This is a genomic window from Halobacillus sp. ABA4_118 (genome assembly GCF_056160205.1).
In genome coordinates, this window is the sequence record NZ_JBSWWS010000001.1 from 2131287 (window position 1) to 2154275 (window position 22989).

22 protein-coding genes are annotated in these 22989 nt (G+C 43.7%); 14 read left to right on the forward strand and 8 right to left on the reverse strand.

Going from position 1 to position 22989, the window contains the following annotated elements; genetic code table 11:
- The first annotated feature begins 287 nt into the window (after window positions 1-287).
- The 10 genes from rlmD to ACXAGL_RS10620 all read left to right on the forward strand — a co-directional run bounded on the left by rlmD (window position 288) and on the right by ACXAGL_RS10620 (window position 8380).
- A complete protein-coding gene (rlmD, locus tag ACXAGL_RS10575; RefSeq protein WP_474991120.1) occupies window positions 288-1664 on the forward strand; it encodes a 23S rRNA (uracil(1939)-C(5))-methyltransferase RlmD in 1377 nt (458 codons plus the stop codon).
- Window positions 1665-1953: 289 nt separating this feature from the next.
- Complete coding sequence (locus tag ACXAGL_RS10580) at window positions 1954-3447, forward strand: BglG family transcription antiterminator (protein ID WP_474972044.1); 1494 nt, start codon at window positions 1954-1956, stop codon at window positions 3445-3447.
- Complete coding sequence (locus tag ACXAGL_RS10585) at window positions 3437-3886, forward strand: PTS sugar transporter subunit IIA (RefSeq protein WP_474972043.1); 450 nt, start codon at window positions 3437-3439, stop codon at window positions 3884-3886. Before ACXAGL_RS10580 ends, ACXAGL_RS10585 begins: the two co-directional genes overlap by 11 nt.
- Complete coding sequence (locus ACXAGL_RS10590) at window positions 3886-4209, forward strand: PTS fructose transporter subunit IIB (RefSeq protein ID WP_474972042.1); 324 nt, start codon at window positions 3886-3888, stop codon at window positions 4207-4209. The genes ACXAGL_RS10585 and ACXAGL_RS10590 overlap by 1 nt, the downstream gene beginning before the upstream one ends.
- A gap of 20 nt (window positions 4210-4229) precedes the next feature.
- Window positions 4230-4691 (forward strand): fructose PTS transporter subunit IIA, encoded by a 462-nt coding sequence (locus tag ACXAGL_RS10595; RefSeq protein WP_474991122.1) that lies wholly within the window; start codon window positions 4230-4232, stop codon window positions 4689-4691.
- 119 nt (window positions 4692-4810) lie between these two features.
- Window positions 4811-5920: a PTS fructose transporter subunit IIC gene (locus ACXAGL_RS10600; RefSeq protein WP_474972040.1), complete on the forward strand. Its 1110-nt coding sequence runs from the start codon at window positions 4811-4813 to the stop codon at window positions 5918-5920.
- Between the two features lie 58 nt (window positions 5921-5978).
- The gene (gene alsE, locus ACXAGL_RS10605; RefSeq protein ID WP_474972039.1) at window positions 5979-6674 is read left to right on the forward strand and encodes a D-allulose 6-phosphate 3-epimerase; all 696 of its coding nucleotides are present in this window, start codon (window positions 5979-5981) and stop codon (window positions 6672-6674) included.
- 470 nt (window positions 6675-7144) lie between these two features.
- Entirely contained in the window at window positions 7145-7432 is a 288-nt protein-coding gene (locus ACXAGL_RS10610; protein WP_474967424.1) for a YkvS family protein, read from the forward strand.
- Between the two features lie 219 nt (window positions 7433-7651).
- Window positions 7652-8095, forward strand: coding sequence for a carbohydrate-binding protein (locus tag ACXAGL_RS10615; RefSeq protein WP_160889331.1), 444 nt, complete (start codon window positions 7652-7654; stop codon window positions 8093-8095).
- 66 nt (window positions 8096-8161) lie between these two features.
- Window positions 8162-8380, forward strand: coding sequence for a hypothetical protein (locus ACXAGL_RS10620; RefSeq protein ID WP_160841340.1), 219 nt, complete (start codon window positions 8162-8164; stop codon window positions 8378-8380).
- A 159-nt stretch (window positions 8381-8539) separates the two neighbouring features.
- Here ACXAGL_RS10620 and ACXAGL_RS10625 read toward each other — a convergent pair whose 3' ends face one another.
- A complete protein-coding gene (locus tag ACXAGL_RS10625) occupies window positions 8540-10171 on the reverse strand; it encodes a high affinity choline transporter 1 (protein ID WP_474967426.1) in 1632 nt (543 codons plus the stop codon).
- 400 nt (window positions 10172-10571) lie between these two features.
- Between ACXAGL_RS10625 and betB the strand changes: the two genes are divergently transcribed.
- The 3 genes from betB (at window position 10572) to cudC (ending at window position 14454) form a co-directional block, all read left to right on the forward strand.
- Window positions 10572-12032, forward strand: a complete 1461-nt coding sequence (gene betB, locus ACXAGL_RS10630) for a betaine-aldehyde dehydrogenase (protein WP_474992359.1) — start codon at window positions 10572-10574, stop codon at window positions 12030-12032.
- A gap of 38 nt (window positions 12033-12070) precedes the next feature.
- Window positions 12071-13756: a choline dehydrogenase gene (gene betA / locus ACXAGL_RS10635; RefSeq protein ID WP_160841341.1), complete on the forward strand. Its 1686-nt coding sequence runs from the start codon at window positions 12071-12073 to the stop codon at window positions 13754-13756.
- Between the two features lie 140 nt (window positions 13757-13896).
- Window positions 13897-14454, forward strand: a complete 558-nt coding sequence (gene cudC / locus ACXAGL_RS10640; protein WP_160839581.1) for a choline uptake/conversion transcriptional regulator CudC — start codon at window positions 13897-13899, stop codon at window positions 14452-14454.
- 136 nt (window positions 14455-14590) lie between these two features.
- Here the strand turns inward: cudC and ACXAGL_RS10645 are convergent, their stop codons facing one another.
- Window positions 14591-15505 carry a hypothetical protein gene (locus ACXAGL_RS10645; RefSeq protein WP_474991124.1) on the reverse strand — a complete coding sequence of 305 codons (915 nt, stop codon included), beginning with the start codon at window positions 15503-15505 and terminating at the stop codon, window positions 14591-14593.
- Complete coding sequence (locus tag ACXAGL_RS10650) at window positions 15450-17033, reverse strand: BCCT family transporter (protein WP_474991126.1); 1584 nt, start codon at window positions 17031-17033, stop codon at window positions 15450-15452. The genes ACXAGL_RS10645 and ACXAGL_RS10650 overlap by 56 nt, the downstream gene beginning before the upstream one ends.
- Before the next feature lie 472 nt (window positions 17034-17505).
- On the opposite strand from ACXAGL_RS10650, the gene ACXAGL_RS10655 reads away from it, so the two are divergent.
- Window positions 17506-18732, forward strand: coding sequence for a DUF819 family protein (locus ACXAGL_RS10655; protein WP_474991128.1), 1227 nt, complete (start codon window positions 17506-17508; stop codon window positions 18730-18732).
- A gap of 100 nt (window positions 18733-18832) precedes the next feature.
- Here ACXAGL_RS10655 and ACXAGL_RS10660 read toward each other — a convergent pair whose 3' ends face one another.
- The 5 genes from ACXAGL_RS10660 to ACXAGL_RS10680 all read right to left on the reverse strand — a co-directional run bounded on the left by ACXAGL_RS10660 (window position 18833) and on the right by ACXAGL_RS10680 (window position 22927).
- On the reverse strand, window positions 18833-19867 hold the full coding sequence (locus ACXAGL_RS10660; protein WP_474991130.1) for an HAAS signaling domain-containing protein: 1035 nt from the start codon (window positions 19865-19867) through the stop codon (window positions 18833-18835).
- Complete coding sequence (locus ACXAGL_RS10665; protein ID WP_027955754.1) at window positions 19854-20198, reverse strand: PadR family transcriptional regulator; 345 nt, start codon at window positions 20196-20198, stop codon at window positions 19854-19856. Before ACXAGL_RS10665 ends, ACXAGL_RS10660 begins: the two co-directional genes overlap by 14 nt.
- Window positions 20199-20415: 217 nt before the next feature.
- On the reverse strand, window positions 20416-21537 hold the full coding sequence (locus tag ACXAGL_RS10670; protein WP_224871159.1) for a toxic anion resistance protein: 1122 nt from the start codon (window positions 21535-21537) through the stop codon (window positions 20416-20418).
- A 66-nt stretch (window positions 21538-21603) separates the two neighbouring features.
- On the reverse strand, window positions 21604-22458 hold the full coding sequence (locus ACXAGL_RS10675; protein ID WP_474991132.1) for a hypothetical protein: 855 nt from the start codon (window positions 22456-22458) through the stop codon (window positions 21604-21606).
- 223 nt (window positions 22459-22681) lie between these two features.
- Complete coding sequence (locus ACXAGL_RS10680) at window positions 22682-22927, reverse strand: hypothetical protein (protein ID WP_474970345.1); 246 nt, start codon at window positions 22925-22927, stop codon at window positions 22682-22684.
- Window positions 22928-22989 lie beyond the last annotated feature (62 nt).

The window sequence follows — 22989 nt, forward strand, 5'->3', positions numbered from 1 at the left end:
AGGCCTCCACAAGCTGCTCGAGGTCATAAGTCCACCGGCTCTGAAAAGGAAGAACGCTTTTCAGTTCCGCTGTTCTTATGCTTGTCGCAGCTGTCGGGGCGACTTCGCACTTAAAGATATCCGGCTGCGTCGCCCAGCTGCTCGAGGTCATAAGTCCACCGGCTCTGAAAAGGAAGAACGCTTTTCAGTTCCGCTGTTCTTATGCTTGTCGCAGCTATCAGGGCGACTCCGCACTTAAAGATATGATAAACTACGGTTAGAGTATATAGATAAAGGACGGATGAATGATGGCGAAGGTGAAGCCGCCTGTACAGAAGAATGAGACGATACAAGTGACGTTTGAGGATTTGACGCATGAAGGCAATGGGGTAGGGAAAGTTGATGGCTATCCGCTTTTCGTACCGTATGGCCTTCCCGGCGAGACGGCTGATGTGAAGGTCGTGAAAGTGAAAAAGAACTTCGGCTTCGGTAAACTCTTGAAGGTGAGCGAGGAAAGTGAACACCGTGTCGAGCCGCCGTGTGACGTATTCTATCAATGCGGAGGCTGCCAGCTTCAGCATATGAGCTACCAGATGCAGCTGGATATGAAGCAGAAGCAGGTCAAAGACAACATGAAGAAAATCGGGCATCTGGAACACGTGCCTGTCCACCCGACGATGGGGATGGAAGATCCGTGGCGCTACCGCAATAAAGTACAGATCCCGGTCGGACAGAAGGAAGACGGTGAATTGATGACCGGCTTCTATCAAAAGCGCAGCCACAACATCATTGATATGGATACGTGCCTGATCCAGGACGAAGTGAACGACCGCATGGTGGAAACCGTCCGCCGTATCGCATCCAAGCACGGGCTGGATGCCTATGACGAACAGACCCACCGAGGTGTGCTCCGTCACATCATGGTCCGCACAGGGCAGAATACGAATGACATTATGATCGTCATCGTAACGAAAACGAAAAAACTGCCTCATAAAGATGAAATGATCAGTGAGATCCACGATGCATTTCCAAATGTGAAGTCCATCGTTCATAACGTGAACAGCGCGAGAACGAATGTCATTTTAGGAAAAGAAACGAACGTCCTTTGGGGCGATGAGTACATTTACGATACGATCGGTGACATCAAATTCATGATCTCACCAAAATCGTTCTATCAGGTCAATCCGACTCAGACGAAAACGTTGTATGATAAAGCGTTGGAATATGCGAATCTACGAGGCGGCGAAACCGTCATTGACGCTTACTGCGGCATCGGAACCATCTCTCTTTTCTTAGCTCAGAAAGCGAAAAAAGTGTACGGCGTCGAAATCGTACCGGAAGCCGTCACTGATGCGAAAAAGAATGCACGTCTCAACAAGATGGACAACGCAGACTTCTTCGTTGGTGAAGCAGAAAAGCTGATGCCATGGTGGCGTAACCAAGGGCTTCGTCCAGATGTGATCGTTGTCGATCCACCGCGTAAAGGCTGTGACGAAGAGCTGTTGAAGGCGATGCTAGATATGGAACCGGAGCGTATTGTATATGTGTCCTGTAATCCATCGACGCTTGCGAGAGATCTTAAAGTGCTGGAAGATGGCGGCTATGAGACGAAAGAGGTCCAGCCGGTGGATATGTTCCCGCAGACGAGTCACGTGGAGTGTGTAACATGGTTAGAGAAGAAGTAATTGGTAGATTGAATTTGAGATATATTTGAGAGAAGTGCACGAAGAGCAGGGGATAGTTCTCCTGCTTTTTTTGTGACCTGAAAAATGTGTAACTCATTGTGGATTTTCAACATCAGGACATAGATGTGTAAAACTTTAGAAAGAATTATTTGAGGAACTCAGGACTTTTGAGATGGTGCATATTTAACAAATAGTATAGACTGTTTAAAAATTGTCCGTTGCAATGGACATTCAACAAGGAAGCGCTTTCTGAAACTTGAGATAATATAAAGTTGCAAGGAGGGATATTGTGAGTTCTAAAAATAATCGTGAACAAAAGTTGCTACTGTTTCTTTCAAAAAATGAAGATTACGTTACTTCAGAGAATTTAGCAGAAGTACTCCATACGTCAAAAAAAACAATATACCGTTTAATAAAAAAAATTAACGATGAGAACGTGGATGATTCACTGATTGTTTCTGAGATCGGACGTGGTTACAAACTAGATTATGAGAAATACATCAATCACCAAAAAAACAATGAAAAATATAATGAAGACTATTTTACACCTGCTGAAAGACGTAAAAGAATAATGGAAGAATTATTACTTTCTTCACCTAAACCTATAAAAATATATTATCTATACGATTCCTATTATGTAGGTGATTCAGTAATCTTTAATGATGAACAAATTATGAGCGAAGAACTTAAGAAGTATAATTTGTTGCTGGAAAGAAAAAATAGGACACTCTCTGTAATGGGGGAAGAGTCTAATATAAGAAAGGCTATTAAAGAGATAATTGAAATTTTTAACATCATTGATATTGATGATTTAAAAACGAATTCTAAACTTTATTTTAATAAGTTTGATGTCCTGATTATTTTAGATCAATTAAGAAAAATTGAAAAAGATTTGAACATAACTGTTCCTTATCCATACAACGTAAATATCTTTTCTCATTTGTATATATTGTTAAGCCGTTCTAGAAAAAACCCAGCTTTTATATTCTTAGGTGAAGCATCACATGAGAAAAGAGAAAATATGAAAAATGATTTTGATTTATACCAAGTTGCTAAAGCTATTATCAATAATATAGAAGATTACTTGAATAGCCCTCTACCTGAAATGGAAATCTACTTTTTATACCAATATTTAGTTTCATCAAGAATGCAAGGAACATTTGAATCATTAACAAACTTGTCTTCAAGCGTGATCAAGGTAACTCAGACATATATTAATGAAATGAGCGCAAAAATAGGTATAAATATAGATAATCAAACCATCTTTGTAGATTTGGCCAATCATATCAAGCCGATGCTTAATAGATTAGAGCATAATATTCGGGTTAAAAACAGTTTGTTAAGTCAGATTAAAGTGACTTATGAAGAAATATTCTACAATGTGAAAAATGTATCTGAGGTAATCAGTAAAACTTATAATTTTCCGGTAATAAATGATGATGAGAACGGATTCATTACTCTCTATTTTGCAAAGATAATTGAAACAAATCAACATCAGCGTCCTATTAAAACGTTGATTATGTGTACAACTGGAATTGGAACATCTGAACTATTGAAAGCAAAAGCATCTAAAAGATTTCCTGAGTTAGAAATAGTGGATGTAGTAGCATCAAGAAACATTCAGCAATTAAAGGAGAAATATCCAGAAATTGAATTGATTTTGACCACTGTTCATATTCAAGAAAATATACCAATGCAACATTTATTAGTGAGTGCCATGTTTACGATAGATGACCAGAAAAGACTTCAAAGGAAAATAGAGGAGATTTACAATGAACGATAATTCTTTTTATCGGATTTGTTTGGACTGTAATTTAGAAACTAAAGAGGAAGTGTACGACTATCTTTCATATATCACATGCAAAAATGGCCATCCTGAAAAGAAATACGATATTCTCCATCAATTCATAGAAAGAGAAAAAGCTGGAAGTCCATTAATAGATGAGCATGTTCTCCTTCCTCACATTGAAAGCGAACATGTATTAGAGACTCAAATAATTATTATTAGACCAACAACACCCATAATATGGGGCGAGTCTACAAGTGATCTTCGCTTAATCATTGCAATCCTAATGAAGTCGGATGAACAGAAAAAGGTAAAGAAAAAGATTACTACATTTACTAGGTCTTTAGCTGATGAAGAATTTATAAGTAAATTAATAAATATCGAAAAAGAAACAGGATTTTATAAAGAACTTCATAACCTTAAGGAGGAATTATGATGAAGATTGTTGGCGTTGCAGCTTGTACAGTAGGAATTGCACATACGTACATTGCGCAGGAGAAAATGGAAAATGCAGGAAAGAAAGCAGGGCATGAAATTTCCATAGAAACTCAAGGGACGATAGGGACGGAAAATGAGCTTTCTTTAGATCAAATACAAGAAGCAGATCTTGTTATTTTAGCAGCTGATGTGAAAATAACAGGTAGAGAACGGTTTGAAGGGAAACGCATTATTCAAGTCCCAACTGAAGTAGCAGTGAAGTCACCTAATAAACTCATAAAAAAAGCAGAAGAAGTAATAAAACAAAAACAGAATCAATAAAGGAAAATTTGGGAGGCGGGGTGGTAATTTTGGAAATTAGTAAAATTTTGAATGAACGCACAATCAAAATAAATATGAATGCCCAAAATAAAGATGAAGCTCTAAATGAATTGGCACAGTTACTACTGGAAAATGGATATATAACTGATATAAAACGTTTTATGAAAGATATTTATGCCAGGGAAGAAGAAGGTCAAACCGGCATTGGAAACTATATTGCAATTCCTCATGGTAAGAGTAATTTTGTGAAAGAAATAGGAGTTGCAATAGGGGTCAATAAAAACGAAATACCATGGGAAACACTAGATGGGAACGGTGTGAAAGGGATAATTCTTTTTGCTGTTGGTAATGACAATGAAGGGGCTAAAAATCACCTGAAGTTACTTTCGTTATTTGCGAGAAAGTTAGGTAATGATGAAGTGATAAAAAAAATATTGCTGTCTGAGAAAGTAGAAGACGTTAAAGAAGCTTTTTCTAGTTAATGGTTCGTTTTGGGTCGGTAGAACTTTTCTGTGATTTAATTACTGAAGTCTTACTTTTTGAAAAGCCAACGGATAAATAGCTGTTCATTATGTTATTTAATGGGATAGGGGGATGGAAGATGGGGAGTTTAAAGGAATTAAATCTGAAGGGACATTTGTTAACAGCAATTTCATACTTAATTCCAATTGTTTGTGGGGCTGGATTCTTGATAGCAATTGGTATGGGATTTGGTGGTACAAGTCAGGGTGCACTCATTCAAGGTGAATTTTCTTTCTGGGATACATTAGCGACAATGGGGGCTGCTGGACTAGGCTTGCTTCCTGTAGTCATAGCAACAGGAATCTCCTATTCCATTGCTGGTAAACCTGGAATTGCTCCAGGATTTATTATTGGCTTAACTGCTAATGTAATTAGTGCGGGCTTTATTGGTGGAATATTAGGAGGATTTATATCAGGTTATTTAGCAATTTCATTAATAAAGTTCCTAAAAGTACCTAAATGGGCTAAAGGACTAATGCCGACTTTGATCATTCCTTTCTTTACTTCCATTATAGGCGGGCTAATTATGGTATATATAATTGGATCTCCCATTTCTGCCTTTACCTCATTATTAACAAATGCTTTAAATAGCCTAGGATCATCTTCTTTGGTGATGTTTGGTGGAGTTGTTGGTTTATTGAGTGGGATAGACTATGGTGGCCCCATTAATAAAACAGTTTTTGCGTTTGTATTAACCTTACAGGCTGAAGGTATTAATGGACCAATTACAGCTTTACAGTTGGTGAATACAGCTACACCAATTGGTTTTGGATTAGCTTATTTTATTGGGAAGTTATTTAGAAAAGACATTTATACCCCTATAGAAACGGAAGCACTGAAATCAGCGGTGCCAATGGGGTTTATTAACATTGTTGAAGGTGTAATTCCAATTGTTATGAACGATATTGTACGCTGTTTAATTGCTACAGCAGTTGGCGGTGTTGCCGGTGGAGCAGTGTCGATGGTGTTAGGAGCTGATGCAACTGTACCGTTTGGTGGAGTACTAATGTTACCAACTATGACTAACCCTTGGTCGGGAGTGGCGGCGCTTATGGTAAATATACTTGTTACAGGTTCGACCTTAGCGCTAATAAAGAAACATAAATCTCAGGAACAACTTAGTTTGGAGTCAGAAGATAATGGTGAAGACGAAGAGGAAATTGATCTAGCTGATATCAAAGTATTGTAAAGAGCTGCTTCATCTACTTAAAACATAGATCATTATAAATATAAGGAGGATACTGGTCATGAAAAAAGTGGAATTTTCTCCATCTTTAATGACAATGGACTTAGATAAATTTAAAGAGCAGATAACGTTCTTAAATCATCATGTAGATTCTTATCATGTGGATATTATGGACGGGCATTATGTTCCCAATATTACACTATCACCATGGTTTATCGAGGAAGTTAGAAAAATAAGTGACTTGCCTATTTCTGCGCATCTTATGGTTACAGACCCAAGTCTATGGGTTCAAAGGCTGATTGATATAGAGTGCGATTGGATATGCATGCATGCTGAAGTCTTGGATGGACTCGCCTTTCGTTTAATTGATCAAATCCATGATGCAGGATTAAAAGCGGGAGTTGTTTTAAACCCTGAAACTCCAATTGACATAGTCTACCCATATATAGAATTAGTCGATAAAATTACAATTATGACAATCGATCCCGGATTTGCAGGTCAACGTTTTATCGAAAGTACGTTAAATAAGATTGTTAATTTAAGGGAACTTAGAAAAAGAAAAGATTATGGTTTCCTCATTGAAATGGATGGATCATCCAATAGGAAATCATTTAAAAAAATTGATGCAGCTGGGCCGGATATATATATTGTAGGTCGTAGCGGTTTGTTTGGTTTAGATGATGACATTCAAAGATCGTGGGAAATTATGAACAAAGATTATGAGGAGATGACCGGAAAATTAATCACATACTCTTAGAAAATAAGATGACCAAAGCCATGAGATACTTTCTCATGGCTTTGGTTTGTTATACAGCACAGCATGGATCTAGGCTGCAAATTCAGAATAGAAGTAAGGTATACATTTCTCGCCTTTTTATAAACGTTTTCTAATCTTAGTGTAACATCTTGAAAACCTCCGCAATCTTGTAGGAAGTTGCTTCATCGGCGTTCTACCATCTCCATCACTAAATAGGGGGCTAAATTTTATGATAGCTGTCCAAGCTATTGTATATACTCTGGAGAAGGCCTGATTCTTTATTGTTGACTATAATAGCAGAAAGGTCTACCATCAAAACGTATAGCTTTACGTTTTGCCCGAAGTAAGGAAGAAAATCTTGTTTATGAAGAATGAGAGCCCTTGCTTAAGGGTATAGATATAGGAAACCTCTGCCTGAATCATGGCATAATCGAAATCGAAACTACACTCAATTAGGAAGGGGAATTCCAATGGCTGATGAAAACCTAAGTAAAGGCCTTGTTGATGCTGCCTTCAATAAGAAAGAAGCAGAAGAAGCAGAGAAAATAAAAGAAGAAAATAAAGCAAACGACGGGGATATCATTACTTTCAAAAGAGACGGCCAGCAGCTGGAAGCTGTCGTTACTTCTACGAATCCGGCAAACTCCGTTGTCTGCGATCTTACCATCATGGAAGATTTCCACGAGCGCAATTTTGACTTCGAAAAGACCGTTGTTGCTCATAAGAACTACACCATTAAAAAACGCAGCAAAAAGTAAGTCCGGCCTCTGCTGTATACGGAAAAGAAGCACCGCACTCGACAAGTGTGGTGCTTCTTTTTATGCGGAGAACTCCTGAAAACGCTTGAATCCCATGGTCATTAGACAGCTTCAACACATAGGAATGAAAATGAATGCTTGATATGTGTTTTGAACTATCCATACCTCAGCAAAATGGTGTACTCTTTATAGGTAGAGTAAACTTCAGAGGTGAGAGAAATGAAAAAGATAACAGCTTTGTGGCTGATAATTTTAACAGGGGCGCTGCTTACAGCCTGCTCCGGAACTTCAGAACCGCCGGACGGTTTTATGACGATGAATAAAGAAGTGACGGAGATGGCGAAAGGCACGTATGAATGGACCAAAGAGGGGGTGTTTTCGGACAGCCAAGTGACAGCGGATGCCGGAACACCTTACGAGATTGCTGACAATGTTGAAGCGGCACCGTCAGGCGGTGACAAGACTGCAGTGATCACGTTCAGCAGTGGAAAAACACCGGAACTCTCCGCTTTTATCTGGGATGATGAAGGAAGGCAGGAGGAGCTTCCGATTGAAAATGAGCAGGTGACTCTTCCGGATTCAGAAGGCCGGTATACGATTGAAGTTTTCGCTGAATGGGAGAATGGAACCGGTTCGTACACGCTTCCTGTGATGATCCCATAGAGGATGAAACCTGATTCCCCTTCTAATCGTATAGATAAGGAACAAAGCGAAAGTGGGTGGAAGGATATGAGTGGAGGCGTGTTTCTGCTGATCATTCTGAGTTTGCTCGGTCTGCCTATTTTATGGGGAATGATCCGGGATAAATTCGGAGGGAATACCAACCGATTTTACGGCGATGAATTGAATAAGCATCAAAAAAGAGGAAGAGAAAAGGTCTATGAAGAGAATACGAGGCATACAGGACCAAGAGACAACCCGCCCATGGGAGGGGATGGAAACCCCTGATGAAATAATGTCCACTTCTCTACAGCCTGCATTGATGAATGAGAAACATAGAACGTATAAACAAGAAATCACTTGTTTGAAATCTCTTGGCTGAGAATTCATCCTTATGTAAAAATAAAACCCGTCCGCGCTTTAAGGCGTAGACGGGTTTTATTTGATTTACTCGCTTTTTACCTCTGTTTTCAGCTTAGTTAAAGGCTGTGGAGGGCATGATTTCTGTGTGAGCCGTGAAACGATGATGATCGTCAGCAGGCCGCCTACCATTGCAAGCGTACGGAATGGGAAAAGGACCACGCCGTCTTCAATCATCGGATAGGGAAGAAATGCCGGTAATCCGAGTGCGGGTTCTCCTCCGCCGAAACGCAGAATGAAAGAAACCGTCAGTCCTGCAACGGCTCCATATGTATTTGCTTTTTTATCGAACAACGCAGTTGTCAACTGAGGGAAAAGCATACAGTAGACGAGATCGGCACATAAATACCAAAGTGTGTAGACACTGTCGATATTTAAAGCGACGATGGTTGCGGCTAGTCCGATGATGATGATGGATAAACGGATGGTGCCTTTAATATCCTTACCTGTCGCTTTCGGCTTGATGAGTGGACGGTAGATGTTCCAGGCTGCCATGGATGATGCGGATAGGATGGAAGAGTCCATCGATGACATGACGGCTGCGGCTACAGCACCCAGGGCGATGATCGCAATCCCGTAGGGCGACATATAGTTGATGACGTAAGCGAGAATTTCGGAAGCGGAACCGGGTCCTTCGATTCCATAGCTCGCCCAATCGGCAGAGAAGCCTGCGACACCGATCATAACAGCGGGTACGGCTAGTACGATACACAGGATACCTGCTGCGATGGACAGCCACATCGCTGTCTTTTCATTTTTTGATGAAAGCACACGCTGGAAATATACCTGCCACGGAATACCTCCGAAGATAAGCAGTAAGGCATAATCCCACCAGTTCCAGTAATAATTTCCCCAGTCCGGATGGTTCCAGCCATCAAGAGGAGGAAGAAGGTTCGCAAACCCGGCCATTCCATCTTTGTAAGCTCCCCATGCTTGTCCGACACCGCCTGCTTCAGAAAGGGCGAACGGAACGACAAGGAACAACCCGATGAGGATCATGATGATCTGGGCTACGTCTGTAAGAGCGACGGACCACATACCTCCGACAAAGGTGTAAGCGACGGCGATAATCGCGGAAATGATGATCGATGTATTGAAATCGAGTCCGAGAATCAGACCGAATGTTGTTCCGAGTGCAACGAGGATGGCGGCACTCCAGAATAGTTCCCCGAGCAGGGCTGGTAAGTATAGAACACCTGCCACCTTCTTACCGAAGCGAACCTCCAGCGGATCGAGCATTGTCGTGAATTCGTGCCTTCTCATCTTACGGGCATAGAAAATCCCGCCTATGATTAAACTGAGGCCGTATCCCCAAGGGGCCTGCGCCCATACGATTCCTGAGGCAAACGTCGTTTCGGCTGTTCCGGCGATATATCCGCCGCCGACCCATGTCGCAGTCATCGTGAACATAGCGACCCATAACGGCATGGAACGACCGGCGACCATCATATCCTTGGCGCTGTCGGATTTTTTTCCAGCGGTGATGACACCTATATAGAAGATGATGGCATATGAGAGAAACATGAAGGCCAACGCTCCCCAGTTCACATCTTTACCTGCAATTCCTACATAAATGGCGACGATGGCAAGTAAGCCTAAGAAGCCTAATAATCCTGAATTACCATATTTCTGTTCCTGTTTTGTGACTGTCTGCTGCACCGAATCACTCCTTTTACATATTGGTTGTATCGAACTGTTCGAAAGGTGAACAGTTCTTTTTTCGATGTAAAACTTTCTATGGAACCGGTTCCTGTTAATTGTTTTAAAACGTTTAATAATTATTAAACATACCTGCACCTATTTACACTAACGTAGAATGAAAGTTTGTCAACAGTTCGATTCGGTATATTTTGGAGATCATTTCGTCGATGGAAGGGATAATCATAAGTAATAAAGAAAGGTGAAAATCTTTTTCTTCATCTGTGTTTTTTATATGATTTTAAAAATCGCATCTATAGGTTTACAAGGTTCCTATTTTACGTTACGATCAAATTGTTCATTTCGTTTAAAAAAAATTAAATAAAATAAATTAAAAAAAGGAGGTTTCACGTTGAAATACATGTACATTAATGGAGCGTGGGTCAACGCAGCGTCTGAAAAGGTGAGAGATATCATCAATCCCTTCAATCAGGAAGTCATTGCCCAAGTGGCGGAAGGGGATGCTGAGGACGCGAAGCTTGCGATCGCGGCTGCGAGAGAAGCATTCGACAATGGGGAGTGGAGTGATACTCCGGGAGCCGAGCGCGGCCAAAAAGTCTTTCGTATCGCAGAACTGATTGAACGGGATAAAGAAGAACTTGCTGAACTCGAAACGCTGGATACTGGTAAAACATTAGAAGAAAGCCGTGCGGATATGGAAGACATTGCCGGTGTGTTCCGGTACTTCGCAGGCCTGGCAGATAAGGATGGCGGAGAAGTCATCGAATCCCCGATTCCCGACAGTCAAAGCAAAGTCGTCCGCGAACCGGTGGGTGTCTGCGGGCAGATTACTCCATGGAATTATCCGCTTCTACAAGCGACGTGGAAAATCGCACCGGCATTGGCGGCAGGCAATACCATCGTATTGAAGCCTAGTGAAATTACTCCGCTCACAACTTTGAAAGTAACAGAACTGATGGAAGAAACCGGCTTCCCGAAAGGTGTCGTCAACCTCGTGATGGGACCGGGGGCAACGGTAGGGAACGAGCTTGCAGAAAGCCACGACGTTGATTTGATTTCTTTCACTGGAGGCATTGAAACCGGAAAGAGAATTATGCAGACCGCGAGTGGCAATGTGAAGAACATCGCGCTTGAACTTGGTGGCAAGAACCCGAATATTGTCTTTGCAGACGCTGATTTCGAAACAGCCGTCGATCAGGCACTGAACGCGGTCTTTTTCCACGCCGGACAGGTGTGTTCTGCCGGAGCGAGATTAATTCTGGAAGATTCCATCCACGATCGGTTTGTAGAGGAGCTGAAGAAGCGGGCGGAGCTTATTAAGCTGGGGAACGGTTTTGATGAAGATACTCAATCCGGACCTCTCATCTCTGCGGAACACCGCGAAAAGGTCGAAAATTATGTGGAAATCGGGAAGGAAGAAGGCGCAAAACTGCTTGTCGGAGGCGCACGGCCGGAGAATCCTGAACTTCAGGACGGTTTTTTCTACCTGCCGACGATTTTCACAGAGTGCACGACAGATATGAGGATCGTGCAGGAGGAAGTATTTGGCCCTGTATTGACGATCGAACGTTTCCAAACGGAAGAGGAATCCGTGAAGCTTGCGAATGATTCCATTTATGGGCTGGCTGGTGCTGTGTTTACACAGGATATCGACAAAGCCGAACGTATAGCAGGTAAGCTGCGCATGGGAACGGTATGGATCAATGACTTCCACCCGTATTTCGCACAAGCGCCCTGGGGTGGATATAAACAATCCGGAATCGGCCGTGAACTTGGTAAACCAGGACTTGAAGAATATACAGAAACAAAACATATTTTCCGTAACGTGAATCCTGAACCGATCCATTGGTTTAAGGCTTGATTTAAATACATGACAACAATGTTAAGGAGGCTGTTATCATGAAAGAATCTTATGATATTGTCATCATCGGTGCCGGAAGTGCAGGTTCGGTCCTCGCAGACCGGCTGACTGAAGATGGAAAGAAAGATGTCCTTGTACTTGAAGCGGGACGAAGTGATTATGCTTGGGATCTACTTGTTCAGATGCCGGCAGCCCTGCCATTTCCGGCAGGTAAATCCCTGTATGACTGGAAATATGAATCTGACCCTGAGCCTTATATGAAAGGACGGCGTATCAAGCATGCCCGTGGTAAAATGCTCGGAGGATCAAGCTCGATCAATGGCATGATTTATCAGCGCGGGAATCCGAAGGACTATGAGCGCTGGGGAGCGGACGATGGGATGGAAGAGTGGGATTTCTCCCACTGTCTGCCTTACTTCAAACGTTTGGAGAACGCCCTCGGCTCGGATAAAAATGATCCATACCGCGGTCATGATGGTCCGGTGAAATTGGAGCGCGGTCCTGCAACGAATCCGCTTTTCCAAGCCTTTTTCAATGCAGCTGCCGAAGCCGGTCATGCCCGGACGCCGGATGTTAACGGTTTTCGTCAGGAAGGTTTCGGACCTTTTGACAAGCACGTCTATAAAGGGCGGCGCATGTCTGCATCCCGTGCGTATCTGCACCCGGCAATGAAGCGGAAAAATCTTACCGTGAAAACCAGAGCTTTCGTTCAGCACATAGATATCCATAATGGGAAAGCGCGAGGCCTGACGTTCAAACGAAATGGTAAAGAGCACTACGTAAGGGCTGGGGAGGTCATCCTTTCTGGCGGTGCGATCAATACGCCGCAGATGCTTCAGCTTTCCGGCGTCGGTGATCAAGAACACCTACGCTCTGTAGGAGTGACTCCGAAAGTGCATCTTCCAGGAGTTGGAGAGAATCTTCAGGACCACCTTGAAGTGTATATCCAGCATGAGAGTCTGCAGCCAGTTTCTGAGCAGCCGAACTTGAACAAGCTGAAGATGCCATGGATCGGTTTGCAGTGGATCATGGGGCGTAAAGGTCCTGCTGCGACGAACCACTTTGAAGGCGGCGGTTTCGCCCGTTCCAATGATGACGTCGATTATCCGAACCTGATGTATCATTTCCTTCCGGTAGCTGTGCGCTATGATGGGGAAAAAGCGCCGGTCAAACACGGCTTCCAGGTTCACATCGGACCTATGTACTCGGATGCTCGTGGATCATTGAAGATCCGCTCCAATGATCCGAAAGCTCATCCAAGCATGGTTTACAACTACCTTTCAACGGAACAGGACAAACGTGAATGGATCGAGGCTGTCCGTGTGACTCGTGAAATCATGTCCCAGCCGGCAATGAAGCCATTCAACGGAGGAGAAATTTCTCCGGGGCCGGCGGCTCAGACTGAAGAAGAAATTCTTGACTGGGTGGCAGAAGATGCGGAAACGGCTCTGCATCCAAGCTGCACAGCGAAAATGGGACCAAAATCTGATCCGATGGCCGTCGTTGATCCGAAGAGTATGAAAGTTCATGGCCTTGATAACCTACGTGTCGTCGATGCATCCGCTATGCCTTATGTCACCAACGGGAACATCCACGCACCTGTCCTGATGCTTGCCGAAAAGGCGGCAGATATTATCCGAGGCAGAAAACCGCTTGAAGCTGAGCATATGGACTATTACCAGCATGGTGTCCATCCAGCAGATGCGGGATCGATTAAAGGCTGAGTTGCGGCTTGAATAAACTGCCATATGAAGGCAGGGGCTTGTATAGCCCCTGCTTTCGATTTATATTATAGAAAGAGCGTATTAATGAAATTGAATGATTTAAACGTTTAAAAGGTAAAGAAGAAAGTGGAGGCGGTTCTTTGAAAAGAAACCTGGAGGCACGAATTGAGGAAGCAGAGAGCGCTGTTGTCAATTCGATCGCTGAAACAATGGACCTGTATGGCATCACTCCGTCAACGGGAAGGTTATTTGCGAGAATGTATTTTAAACATGAGCCGATGACGCTTGATGATATGAAGGACGACCTTGGGATGAGTAAGCCGAGTATGAGTATTGCCGTCCGGAACCTTCAGGAGGTCAGCATCATCCATAAAGTTTGGCGGAAAGGGTCCCGCAAGGATTCCTTTATGGCGGAGAAGAATTTCTTTAAATATTTCTCCCGCTTTTTCGGAAGCAAGTGGGAACGTGAAGCCAAGCTTAACTTGTCGGCCATTGACTATGCAGGGGAGATTCTTCAGCAGGTCATGGAAGATGAGGAGGCGGACGAAGCGACGGTAGAACGAGCAAGGATCAATTATGAGCAGCTTGAGGATTACCGCAAGTACTGCAAGTGGTTGGAGCGTCTGTCTGATTCAATCGATTCCGGTGAGATATTCGACTTCCTGCCTGTTGAGGAACCGGATGCAGATAGTAAGTGATTGACTGTGGCTGACTCTTTCTTTTTTACCGCTGTGAAAGCGGGGAGTCGGGCGCATGCAAAGGATATCGAAATAACCAAAGCAGGATAGGAAAAGCTCCCTTCATCGATCAAGGGAGCTTTTCTTATTGGAGCCATTATTTATTAAGTTCTACGTCTACTTCAATTTCTTCTCCGATATTTTCAAAATTCTCGTTCTGAGCTGCACTGTAATACAGCGTAATCGACTCCACATCTTCAGCTTTTGAATTCTTCAGGATGTAGAAGGAAGTGCCTTCTTTGTTCACTTGACCTAAATATTCGCCATCGATATGATCACTCATAAGCATGTCAGGCTCCAGCTGCTCTCCCGTATTCGTAGTCATTACAGCCTGGGAAGCATAAAAGGAAATATGATCCTCAGAAGAATTGCTTGTTTTCATATCGACTTGGATGTATTCGATTTCTTCCTTATCCATAAGAGCTGCGGCTTCACCTTTTAAGGTGCCGGAGACTCCATTGACCTTTTCAATAGTAAGGCTAATAGGGCCGCTTTCAAATGTTCCGACATCATCAGTGCGGCTGACCATCGTTTGTTCACCTGCTTCAGAAGTGACTGTATCCCCAACCTTGGCATCCTTATTTTCGTTTTCTTCTGCCGTCATGGTTTCAGGAGCATCTGTCTCTTTGCTTTCAGTATCCGTACCTTGTTCTGTTCCTTCTGTACTTGAAGCATCATCAGCGGTGGTATCTGATCCTGAACTTTCTTCTGTACCACAGGCGCTCAAAGCCATCAAGAAGACACTGACAAACAGGATGAAGAGTGAACGTTTCATAAGTTTCCCCCTTAAAAGTAGTGGAGCCTGATACAGGCAACGCGGACATCTTACTAGTAATTTTATATTTTCTTCCATATAAGTCAATGATTTATTAATAAAGTTGAAGCGGCGATTCGGCAGGATTTCCAAAAAAGCCGCTATTCTATCGTATAGATGAGAATAGCGGCTTTGAATGCATTTATGATGTTTTACGTTCTTTTTCTTCAACCGATACAGGGGCACTTTGTTCAGCAATCAGCCCCTGCTCCTTCGCCATCTGTTTCGCTACTTTCGGTGCGAGCCAGACAGGTGGCAGCAACAGCAGTGAAACGGGAACAGCAGTGACAACGATGAAGTTCTGCAGCGTTTGAATACTGCTTTCCCCAATACCGAGGAGCGCTGCGGCGATGCCTCCGAACAACAAGGCCCAGAATACGCGCAGGACACGTGGCGGGTGGGTATCGCCTGTAAGTGTGACGGCGACGGAATAGGACATCGAGTCAGCGGTTGTTGCGACGAAAATGATCGTTACAATCAAGAAGCCTGCAGCCATGACCATTCCGAATGGTACTTGCTCCATAATCGCCATAACAGCGGCAGGCATGCCTGTTTCATTGAGAGCGGTTGAAACGGCTCCTGGTGATTCCAGTTCGTAAAACAGACCGGAACCTCCGACAACGGCAAACCAGAAGTTACTTACGATCGGAGCGAGGATCGCTACGGCAAGGATCAGCTGGCGAATGGTACGGCCTCTGGAAATACGGCTGATGAACATCGCCATTGCCGGTCCGAAACCGAGGAACCAGCCCCAGAAGAAGACCGTCCAATAACCGAGCCAGCCGCTATCTCCGCGGTAAAGACTCATTCGCAGGAAGTTCTGGATTTGGAAAGCTTCGGCGGCGACGAATGAATCGATGATGAACATCGTCGGCCCGAGAATAAGCATGCCGATCATAAGAACGACAGCGAATCCTACGTTGAGACGGCTGAGCAGTTGAATCCCTTTATCTACACCGGAAGCCGCTGAAACGGCAGCGATCGTCACAAGAAAAATAATGACAATGGACTGCGTAAACAGGGTGTCCGGGATATTGAATAAATAGTTGAGCGCATAACCGACTTGTAAGCCTAAGAAGCCGATCGGTCCAATGGTTCCAGCGGCAACAGCAATGACAGAAACGATGTCAGCAGCTGCTCCGACAACACTTTTCTTGTTGAAAATTTTCTCGCCGACCATCGGATACAAGATCGCACGTGGTTTTAGCGGGTACCCTTTATGGTAGTGCGCATACATCAGGACGATGGTAGCGATGGTTCCTAAACAAGCCCATGCGGTAAAGCCCCAGTGGAAAAAGCTCTGCGCTAAGCCTGGGACGACGGCTTGTGCTCTTGTCATTCCCTCATCAGCAAACAGTGGCGGGGTTGTTAAAAAGTGATAGATCGGTTCTCCGGCAGCCCAGAAGACTCCGCCACTGGCAAGCAGTGTACAAAGAATCATCGAGACCCAGCGGAACCATCCGTTTTCAGGCGTATCCTTTTTTCCTAATTTCACTTTTCCATATTTCGACAAGGCAAGCGCAACGCCCACTACGAAAGTAGCAAGCAGCAGCAGCTGCCAGAAGACACCAAAGAATGTAACAGAAAAGTCGAATGAGCTTGAGATCCATTCTCCCGTAAGGTCTTTGTTTAAAAGAGACATCAGTAAAAATAAGACGAGAAAGCCTCCGCTGATGCTGAATGTAATCCAGTCAATCCTTGTTTTCCTGTCCGTTTTTTCGTTCATTATTTTCCCCCTAGGTTTTTAACCTGTGATAGTTAATATATTGTGAAGACGTTGATGGATAATGGCTTTGTTCTTTAGACGTTCAGAAAACGAATGCTCCTCTGGTTATAAGACGTTTATTTCACATAGGGATTAATTATAGAGATGTTCGGACAACTCGTCAAAAAGGAAGGAAGGCAAAGATTGATAGGATGTTAAAGCTTTTAACAGCTGAGTGGATGTAGTTGAGGGAGAGCATAAAATCTATGAAGAAACAGAGGCCTCCTTTCGCTTTTAGTAGAAAAGTACCTTCGTTTATGTAAATCCACGACTTCTCACAGGAGAGTTGATCAGTACATATCAGACGATAGGAGAATTGAATAATAGATTGCCTTAATACTGTTTTCCGCTTCATGTATAATGATAGTTAACCAAAATAAGGAAAAATGATTGGTGTAGTTTTATTTGAAAACAAAACAAAGAGGTGAATCAATTGGATCACACGTTCATATCGTCAGACAATACGTGGGCGCTTTGGTCGTTTCTGACAGGATGGGCGGCCATCAGTATTTATTTGGAGCAAAAGTACAAATGGGCATCGAAAATTTCCGGAGCCATCATAGCTTTGATTGGAGCCATGGTCTTAGCTAATTTAAATGTCATTCCACTAGAGTCGAGTGTGTATGATGCGGTATGGAATTATGTCGTGCCGTTGGCGATACCGTTGCTATTGTTTCAGGCGAATATTAAGAAGGTTTGGCAGGAAAGTGGACGGATGCTGACGATATTCCTGTTAAGTTCCATCGGTACGGTCGCCGGTACCATTCTCTCGTTTATGCTTTTAAGAGATGTGATCCCCCATTTGGATAAAATTGGTGCCATGATGGCAGGTTCTTATACAGGTGGTGGCGTAAACTTTGCCGCCATGGCAGCAAAATTCGATACGCCCAGTGAACTTGTTTCGGCTACCGTGGTTGCAGATAATATGATGATGGCCACCTTCTTCTTTGTTTTGATGGCTATTCCGACATTTTCATTCTTCCGGGACACATTCAGAACCCCTCATATGGATGAGGTGGAATCGGGCGTTACCGGTGATGAAGGTGAAACGCAGGCCGCTTCTTTTTGGAAAGGAAAGGAAATATCCTTAAAAGATATTGCGATCAGCGTGGCGAGTGCATTCGCCCTTGTTACAGTATCCTTTAATCTCGCTGACTTTTTTGCGGGAGTCCTTTCTGGTGGGGAGGATGTAAGCATCATTTATCAGGTGCTGGGCGGTATCATTGGTGATCGTTATCTGATGCTTACGACACTGACAGTGCTGGTCGTTTCGTTGTTCCCCAGACAATTCGAAAGCATCAAAGGAACACAGGAACTTGGGACGTTCTTGATTTATTTATTCTTTGTCGTCATCGGGGTACCGGCTTCCATCGCTATCGTAGTCACAACATCACCATTGTTATTGGTATTTGTTTTAATCATCGTTCTAATGAATGTGATAGTCTCTCTGGTTTTGGGTAAACTATTTAAATTTAGTTTAGAAGAAACTCTTCTTGCAAGTAATGCAAATATGGGGGGTCCCACAACAGCTGCAGCCATGGCGATTGCCAAAGGCTGGCATAAACTGATCGTGCCGATTCTTCTTGTAGGTACGCTCGGGTACATCATTGGAAACTACATAGGCACGGGACTTGGGTTCTGGTTTCAAAATTTGATGTAATTTTAGTAAGGGGGGGATAAAAAAACTCTCCTCCTGTAACAACAGCAGGTTCAGACAGGAAAAGGTGACCCTTGGCAGCATGGGTCACCTTTCTCCTGTGTTATGGACTGAATTCATTTTTCAGCTTAGTCTTCTTCACGCCTTTTTTGTACTTGATGAAGCCATCAAGGATGTTCCATACAGCAAAAATGATAAAAATGGCGGCGATTCTCCAAGCCAGACCATCCGCGACTTGAGCGGAATTCCATTTGAAGAGGTCCGAGATATAGTTGATGAAGGCTGATTGAAAAAGTTTGTCATCCGTAATGATCCAAACGAAAATACCTGTAGACAGAAGTTCCTGTATCGTGTTGAACCAAACGACATCTTTGCTCCATTCTTTCTTCAACAGCTTATAAAGAGCTAAGGCTATTTCTAAACCGATGACAAGGACAATCCCTGGCCAATAGCTGAGCAGGACATCCTGGTTTAAAGCGGGTGTGATGTAGGTCAGTCCTTCTCCCTGGTTTTCATAGATCCCTAACAATTGGTCGGCATGGAAGTAGACAGTTGACCAAATTGCTGTCCAAATAATGGCCCCATACACTTCCCATTGAGGTATCGCACGTTTTTTCGGGGTGTGCGAGACTTTTTTCAGCTTTTCCGGTGTCCATGCTTTACGCGAGGGCATCGATTCTTCATATTCGGCGCTGAAATCGACACGTTCGATCAGGGCGAATATGACCGTGATCCAGAAAAAGACCTGCATGCCGACCGAAAGAATCAGCCATAGACCATTACCAACAATGGAGAGGATCATCGCAATTAAGCTCGTTTCCTCAACATTCCCTATGATATTTTCAGCGAGTAGAGTGATCAATGAAACGGTAATCGCAATCGGCAGAATCAATTTGATGAGGGAGATATAATGATCATAATAACGGGGACCGATCAGATGCATCGGCTTTTCACTATAGCCATGGGCAAGCTTTACAGGGTCGCCCAGTTCCTGAAGGACGTTTTTGACGTCATTTTCGGAAGGGTTCTCTGGAAGCATATCCTGGATGGTCGATTGGATCTCAAGCAGGATGTCCTCCCGGTTCTTTTCTGGAAGCCGGCGCTCAACTTCTTGTAAGTAGACCTCAATCCATTTCATTGTTCTCCTCCTCCAGTAGTTGGAACAATTCGTTTGTCGCTTTTTTCCATTCTTCCTTCAAGGTTTGAAAAATATCTTCCCCGTAATCACTCAGTACATAATACTTCCGGGGGCGGGACTCTGACGTATCCCAGCTGCTCGTGACGAGATCTTTTTTTTCCAGCCGGCGCAGCAGAGGATAAAGCGTGCTCTGTTCGATGGTGATGCCCGAGCCTTCTAATCGTTTTACGAGAGAGTATCCATATTGCGGGGTGCGCAGCTGGCTCAAAACCGCTAACGTCAGATTTCCTCTTCGTTGTTCGGTCAGCAGCGAGTTCAATAGTTGACTCAAAATCTTCACTCCTCTTTATACTGTACGACAAACACTATCTACTCATAGTATATGTCATACAGTATTGGATGTGCAACTGTATTTTCATAACGAAGAATCCCATGAAAAAAACACCTTTCAGAAAAAGGTGCTTACGAATTCAAGATATTTCGAGCCGGACCTTGCTGATCCCGGTTTTGTTTGAAGGCGATGAACTCGTACTTAGACAAAGAGCGCTTCAGTCACGAAGCGCTCTTTGAGTAGTCGTCTGTGATAATTTTTTTCGGACATTCTCATTCAATGCGTCCATCTCTTCAATGAACTGTTCACTCGAAGCAATGATGCGTTCCGACGACTGCTCGGTCGTCTTCAGTGCTTCAAACACGTTATCGAAGGATTCTTGAAGAGCTTCCATACTGATGGCCGGATTCTCCATCATCTGTGTCGTCTCTTCTGCATTCTGCTTCAAATTCCTGGAGTTTGACAGCAGCATGTCTTCGGTCGCCTTATTCACACCGTTCACGGTATCGATCACTTTCCGCTGATTGCTCAAGGCGAGCTGGATGGAGGCGGAGACGGTAATGATATTTTTTGTCAGCGTCACGGCATTGCGGATGGATTCCTTCAGCTTTTCATTGTTTTTCTTAATGATATCAACAGAGGAAACACTTTGATGCAGCACACTCTTCATCTGCGTCATGTTTCTCGTACGCGTAATGATTTTCTCTTTGCCTTCGGTGATCAGGGCAAGGTCGTACTCACCCGTCGCTTCTTTTTCCTTCAACAGCTCAAACAGTTTTTTCCCGAGATAAATCTGCTTGTCCAGGTCATAAATACGCTTCTGGGCGTTTTCTTTGATGAGCTGCAGTTCGACGCTGTCTTCTTCAAGACGGTCTTTCCCTGCAAGCAGGCTGCGGACGACAGTATCGATTTTCGAGTCGACGGTTTCGTACTTCTTCATATAGCGGTCGATCGGTTTCTTTTTGCTTAGTTTATAAAAGAACCGCTGCACGCCGTTTCCTTCTGTACGCTTCGGATCAAGGTCCGATACGATTGTTTCAAGCTCCTGCAAAGACTGGGGGATGTCATTATTGCCCTTGGTCATAAGGTCGTTGACCGGACGCTTCAACGTTTCCATCGTTTCCCCGGCGACACGCTGTTCTTTTTCTCCGAGGTCTCCAAGTTCCCTCATCACATCGGACAGGGAGTCGTCCCTGGATGCATCGAATCTTCCGGCATAGGTTTCTGCTTCCTCATTCAATCGATCGAGATCTTCTTTTTTAATCAGCGTCATGGCTTCCCGCAGGTCCTGATGGTTCAGTTCCGCTTCTTTGTCCCTATAGGTGGAATGGTTACTCATAGTCCTACCTCCTGTATGCGATTCGGTCTTCTCAAGAAAAACAATACAGCCGGCTGCTTAAAACGATCACTTCCTGGAGAGGAAGTTTTCATCTTCTTTGTTGTACTTGGAAGCGATAATCCCCTTGCTTCTGGCGAAGTTCTGCGCGTAACTTTCTTCTTCTTTCTGTTCCAGTGTTTCGATGAACCGGCTCAAATCATACATCGTCTCTACCAGTTCATGCTTTCGGTTTTCCTTATTCTCATCAGACAATCGATGGAACGATGCGATGAAGTCAGGAACGTCTTTATCCATCATCGTCTCGAGCGCGTATTGGTCTTCGACGTCGAGTTCGTCCAGGCGTTTGAATTGGTTTGCTGTCCGTTCCTTTAAAGAAACCCACTCCTTCTGAAGGTCGTGATGCTTTTCGAGAAATGGAAATTCCCATTCTTCGAATATGGGGTTCTCAAAATCTTCAAAGGTTGTAGTTTCTATGGATACGTCCATATCGTTGACGTACGTATTCAAATAGGTAAACAAAATCCCTGAAAAATCCCGTAATGTGTCTCCGAGCACTTTTTTCCTGCTGAACTCTTCCTTCAGGAACGTGGGGAAAAAATGTCTGCGTTCATCGTCCATTTCAAACCGGCCGATCAGCATTTTCGGCGGCTTGCCGTAATACTCGATCGTCCCTTTGAATGTATTGGAGGTTGGAAGCACGGCGGTAAAGAATATGCCGTTCCAAAATCCATCCAGAATATATCTTTTGTTCATTTCCGCCAGCTCTTTGATCTCCAGATCGAAATAGACCGGCCGTTTCTCTTTGATGACCTGTTTCATATCCCTCATCGTTTGAAAGTCGATATAGCGCTGATATTCGGATGTATGCGGCATGAAGGCTCTTTCCAAATACTCCAGCGTAGAAGAGTAGAGGTTGTCCATGCGTTGTCAGCCCCTTTTTTCATCTTTCCTAATTTCCGTGGTTTCAAGTTTATATATTACTTCAAGAATACCATATATCCGGGGGAATCTATGAATCTCTTACTATGAATATACGTAAGAACATGGGCGAATGTTTCATGTATTTATATCAACTTCCTATGTGGCCGCCTTGAAATGTAAAAACGGTACCTGAATCCGCTGGGGAAGGTACCGTTTTTAAAGGTTATTTTATATTTTTACGATGGATGTAATCAGAGACGACAAAAGCAAGGTCGTCATTTCCGTAAAGGGAGAGTACCTCAAGGATTGTTTCTGAATCAATGAGATCGGATTCCTTCTTTGGAACAGTCAGATCCAGTGCTTCGATCAACTCTTTATTCTTCTCCTGGTAGGGATAGGCTTCTGTATACATGGCGATGGGATCGAGGTCATGGTTGATGCACCACTGGGCAAAAACCAGGATCATCATTTTTTCGCCTTTTTGATAGTTACGGATCACTTCTTCTTCGCGGTTATATTCCACGGAGCATT

What these genes read in the sequence shown, in the direction of transcription:
- ACXAGL_RS10600 (WP_474972040.1), top strand. Translation starts at nt 4,811, where the DNA reads ATGGGGAGTTTAAAGGAATTAAATCTGAAGGGACATTTGTTAACAGCA.
- ACXAGL_RS10670 (WP_224871159.1), bottom strand. Translation starts at nt 21,537, where the DNA reads ATGAGTAACCATTCCACCTATAGGGACAAAGAAGCGGAACTGAACCAT.
- rlmD (WP_474991120.1), top strand. Translation starts at nt 288, where the DNA reads ATGGCGAAGGTGAAGCCGCCTGTACAGAAGAATGAGACGATACAAGTG.
- betA (WP_160841341.1), top strand. Translation starts at nt 12,071, where the DNA reads ATGAAAGAATCTTATGATATTGTCATCATCGGTGCCGGAAGTGCAGGT.
- ACXAGL_RS10615 (WP_160889331.1), top strand. Translation starts at nt 7,652, where the DNA reads ATGAAAAAGATAACAGCTTTGTGGCTGATAATTTTAACAGGGGCGCTG.
- ACXAGL_RS10590 (WP_474972042.1), top strand. Translation starts at nt 3,886, where the DNA reads ATGAAGATTGTTGGCGTTGCAGCTTGTACAGTAGGAATTGCACATACG.
- ACXAGL_RS10660 (WP_474991130.1), bottom strand. Translation starts at nt 19,867, where the DNA reads ATGAAATGGATTGAGGTCTACTTACAAGAAGTTGAGCGCCGGCTTCCA.
- ACXAGL_RS10585 (WP_474972043.1), top strand. Translation starts at nt 3,437, where the DNA reads ATGAACGATAATTCTTTTTATCGGATTTGTTTGGACTGTAATTTAGAA.
- ACXAGL_RS10675 (WP_474991132.1), bottom strand. Translation starts at nt 22,458, where the DNA reads ATGGACAACCTCTACTCTTCTACGCTGGAGTATTTGGAAAGAGCCTTC.
- ACXAGL_RS10650 (WP_474991126.1), bottom strand. Translation starts at nt 17,033, where the DNA reads ATGAACGAAAAAACGGACAGGAAAACAAGGATTGACTGGATTACATTC.
- betB (WP_474992359.1), top strand. Translation starts at nt 10,572, where the DNA reads ATGTACATTAATGGAGCGTGGGTCAACGCAGCGTCTGAAAAGGTGAGA.
- alsE (WP_474972039.1), top strand. Translation starts at nt 5,979, where the DNA reads ATGAAAAAAGTGGAATTTTCTCCATCTTTAATGACAATGGACTTAGAT.
- ACXAGL_RS10680 (WP_474970345.1), bottom strand. Translation starts at nt 22,927, where the DNA reads ATGATGATCCTGGTTTTTGCCCAGTGGTGCATCAACCATGACCTCGAT.
- ACXAGL_RS10620 (WP_160841340.1), top strand. Translation starts at nt 8,162, where the DNA reads ATGAGTGGAGGCGTGTTTCTGCTGATCATTCTGAGTTTGCTCGGTCTG.
- ACXAGL_RS10610 (WP_474967424.1), top strand. Translation starts at nt 7,145, where the DNA reads ATGGCTGATGAAAACCTAAGTAAAGGCCTTGTTGATGCTGCCTTCAAT.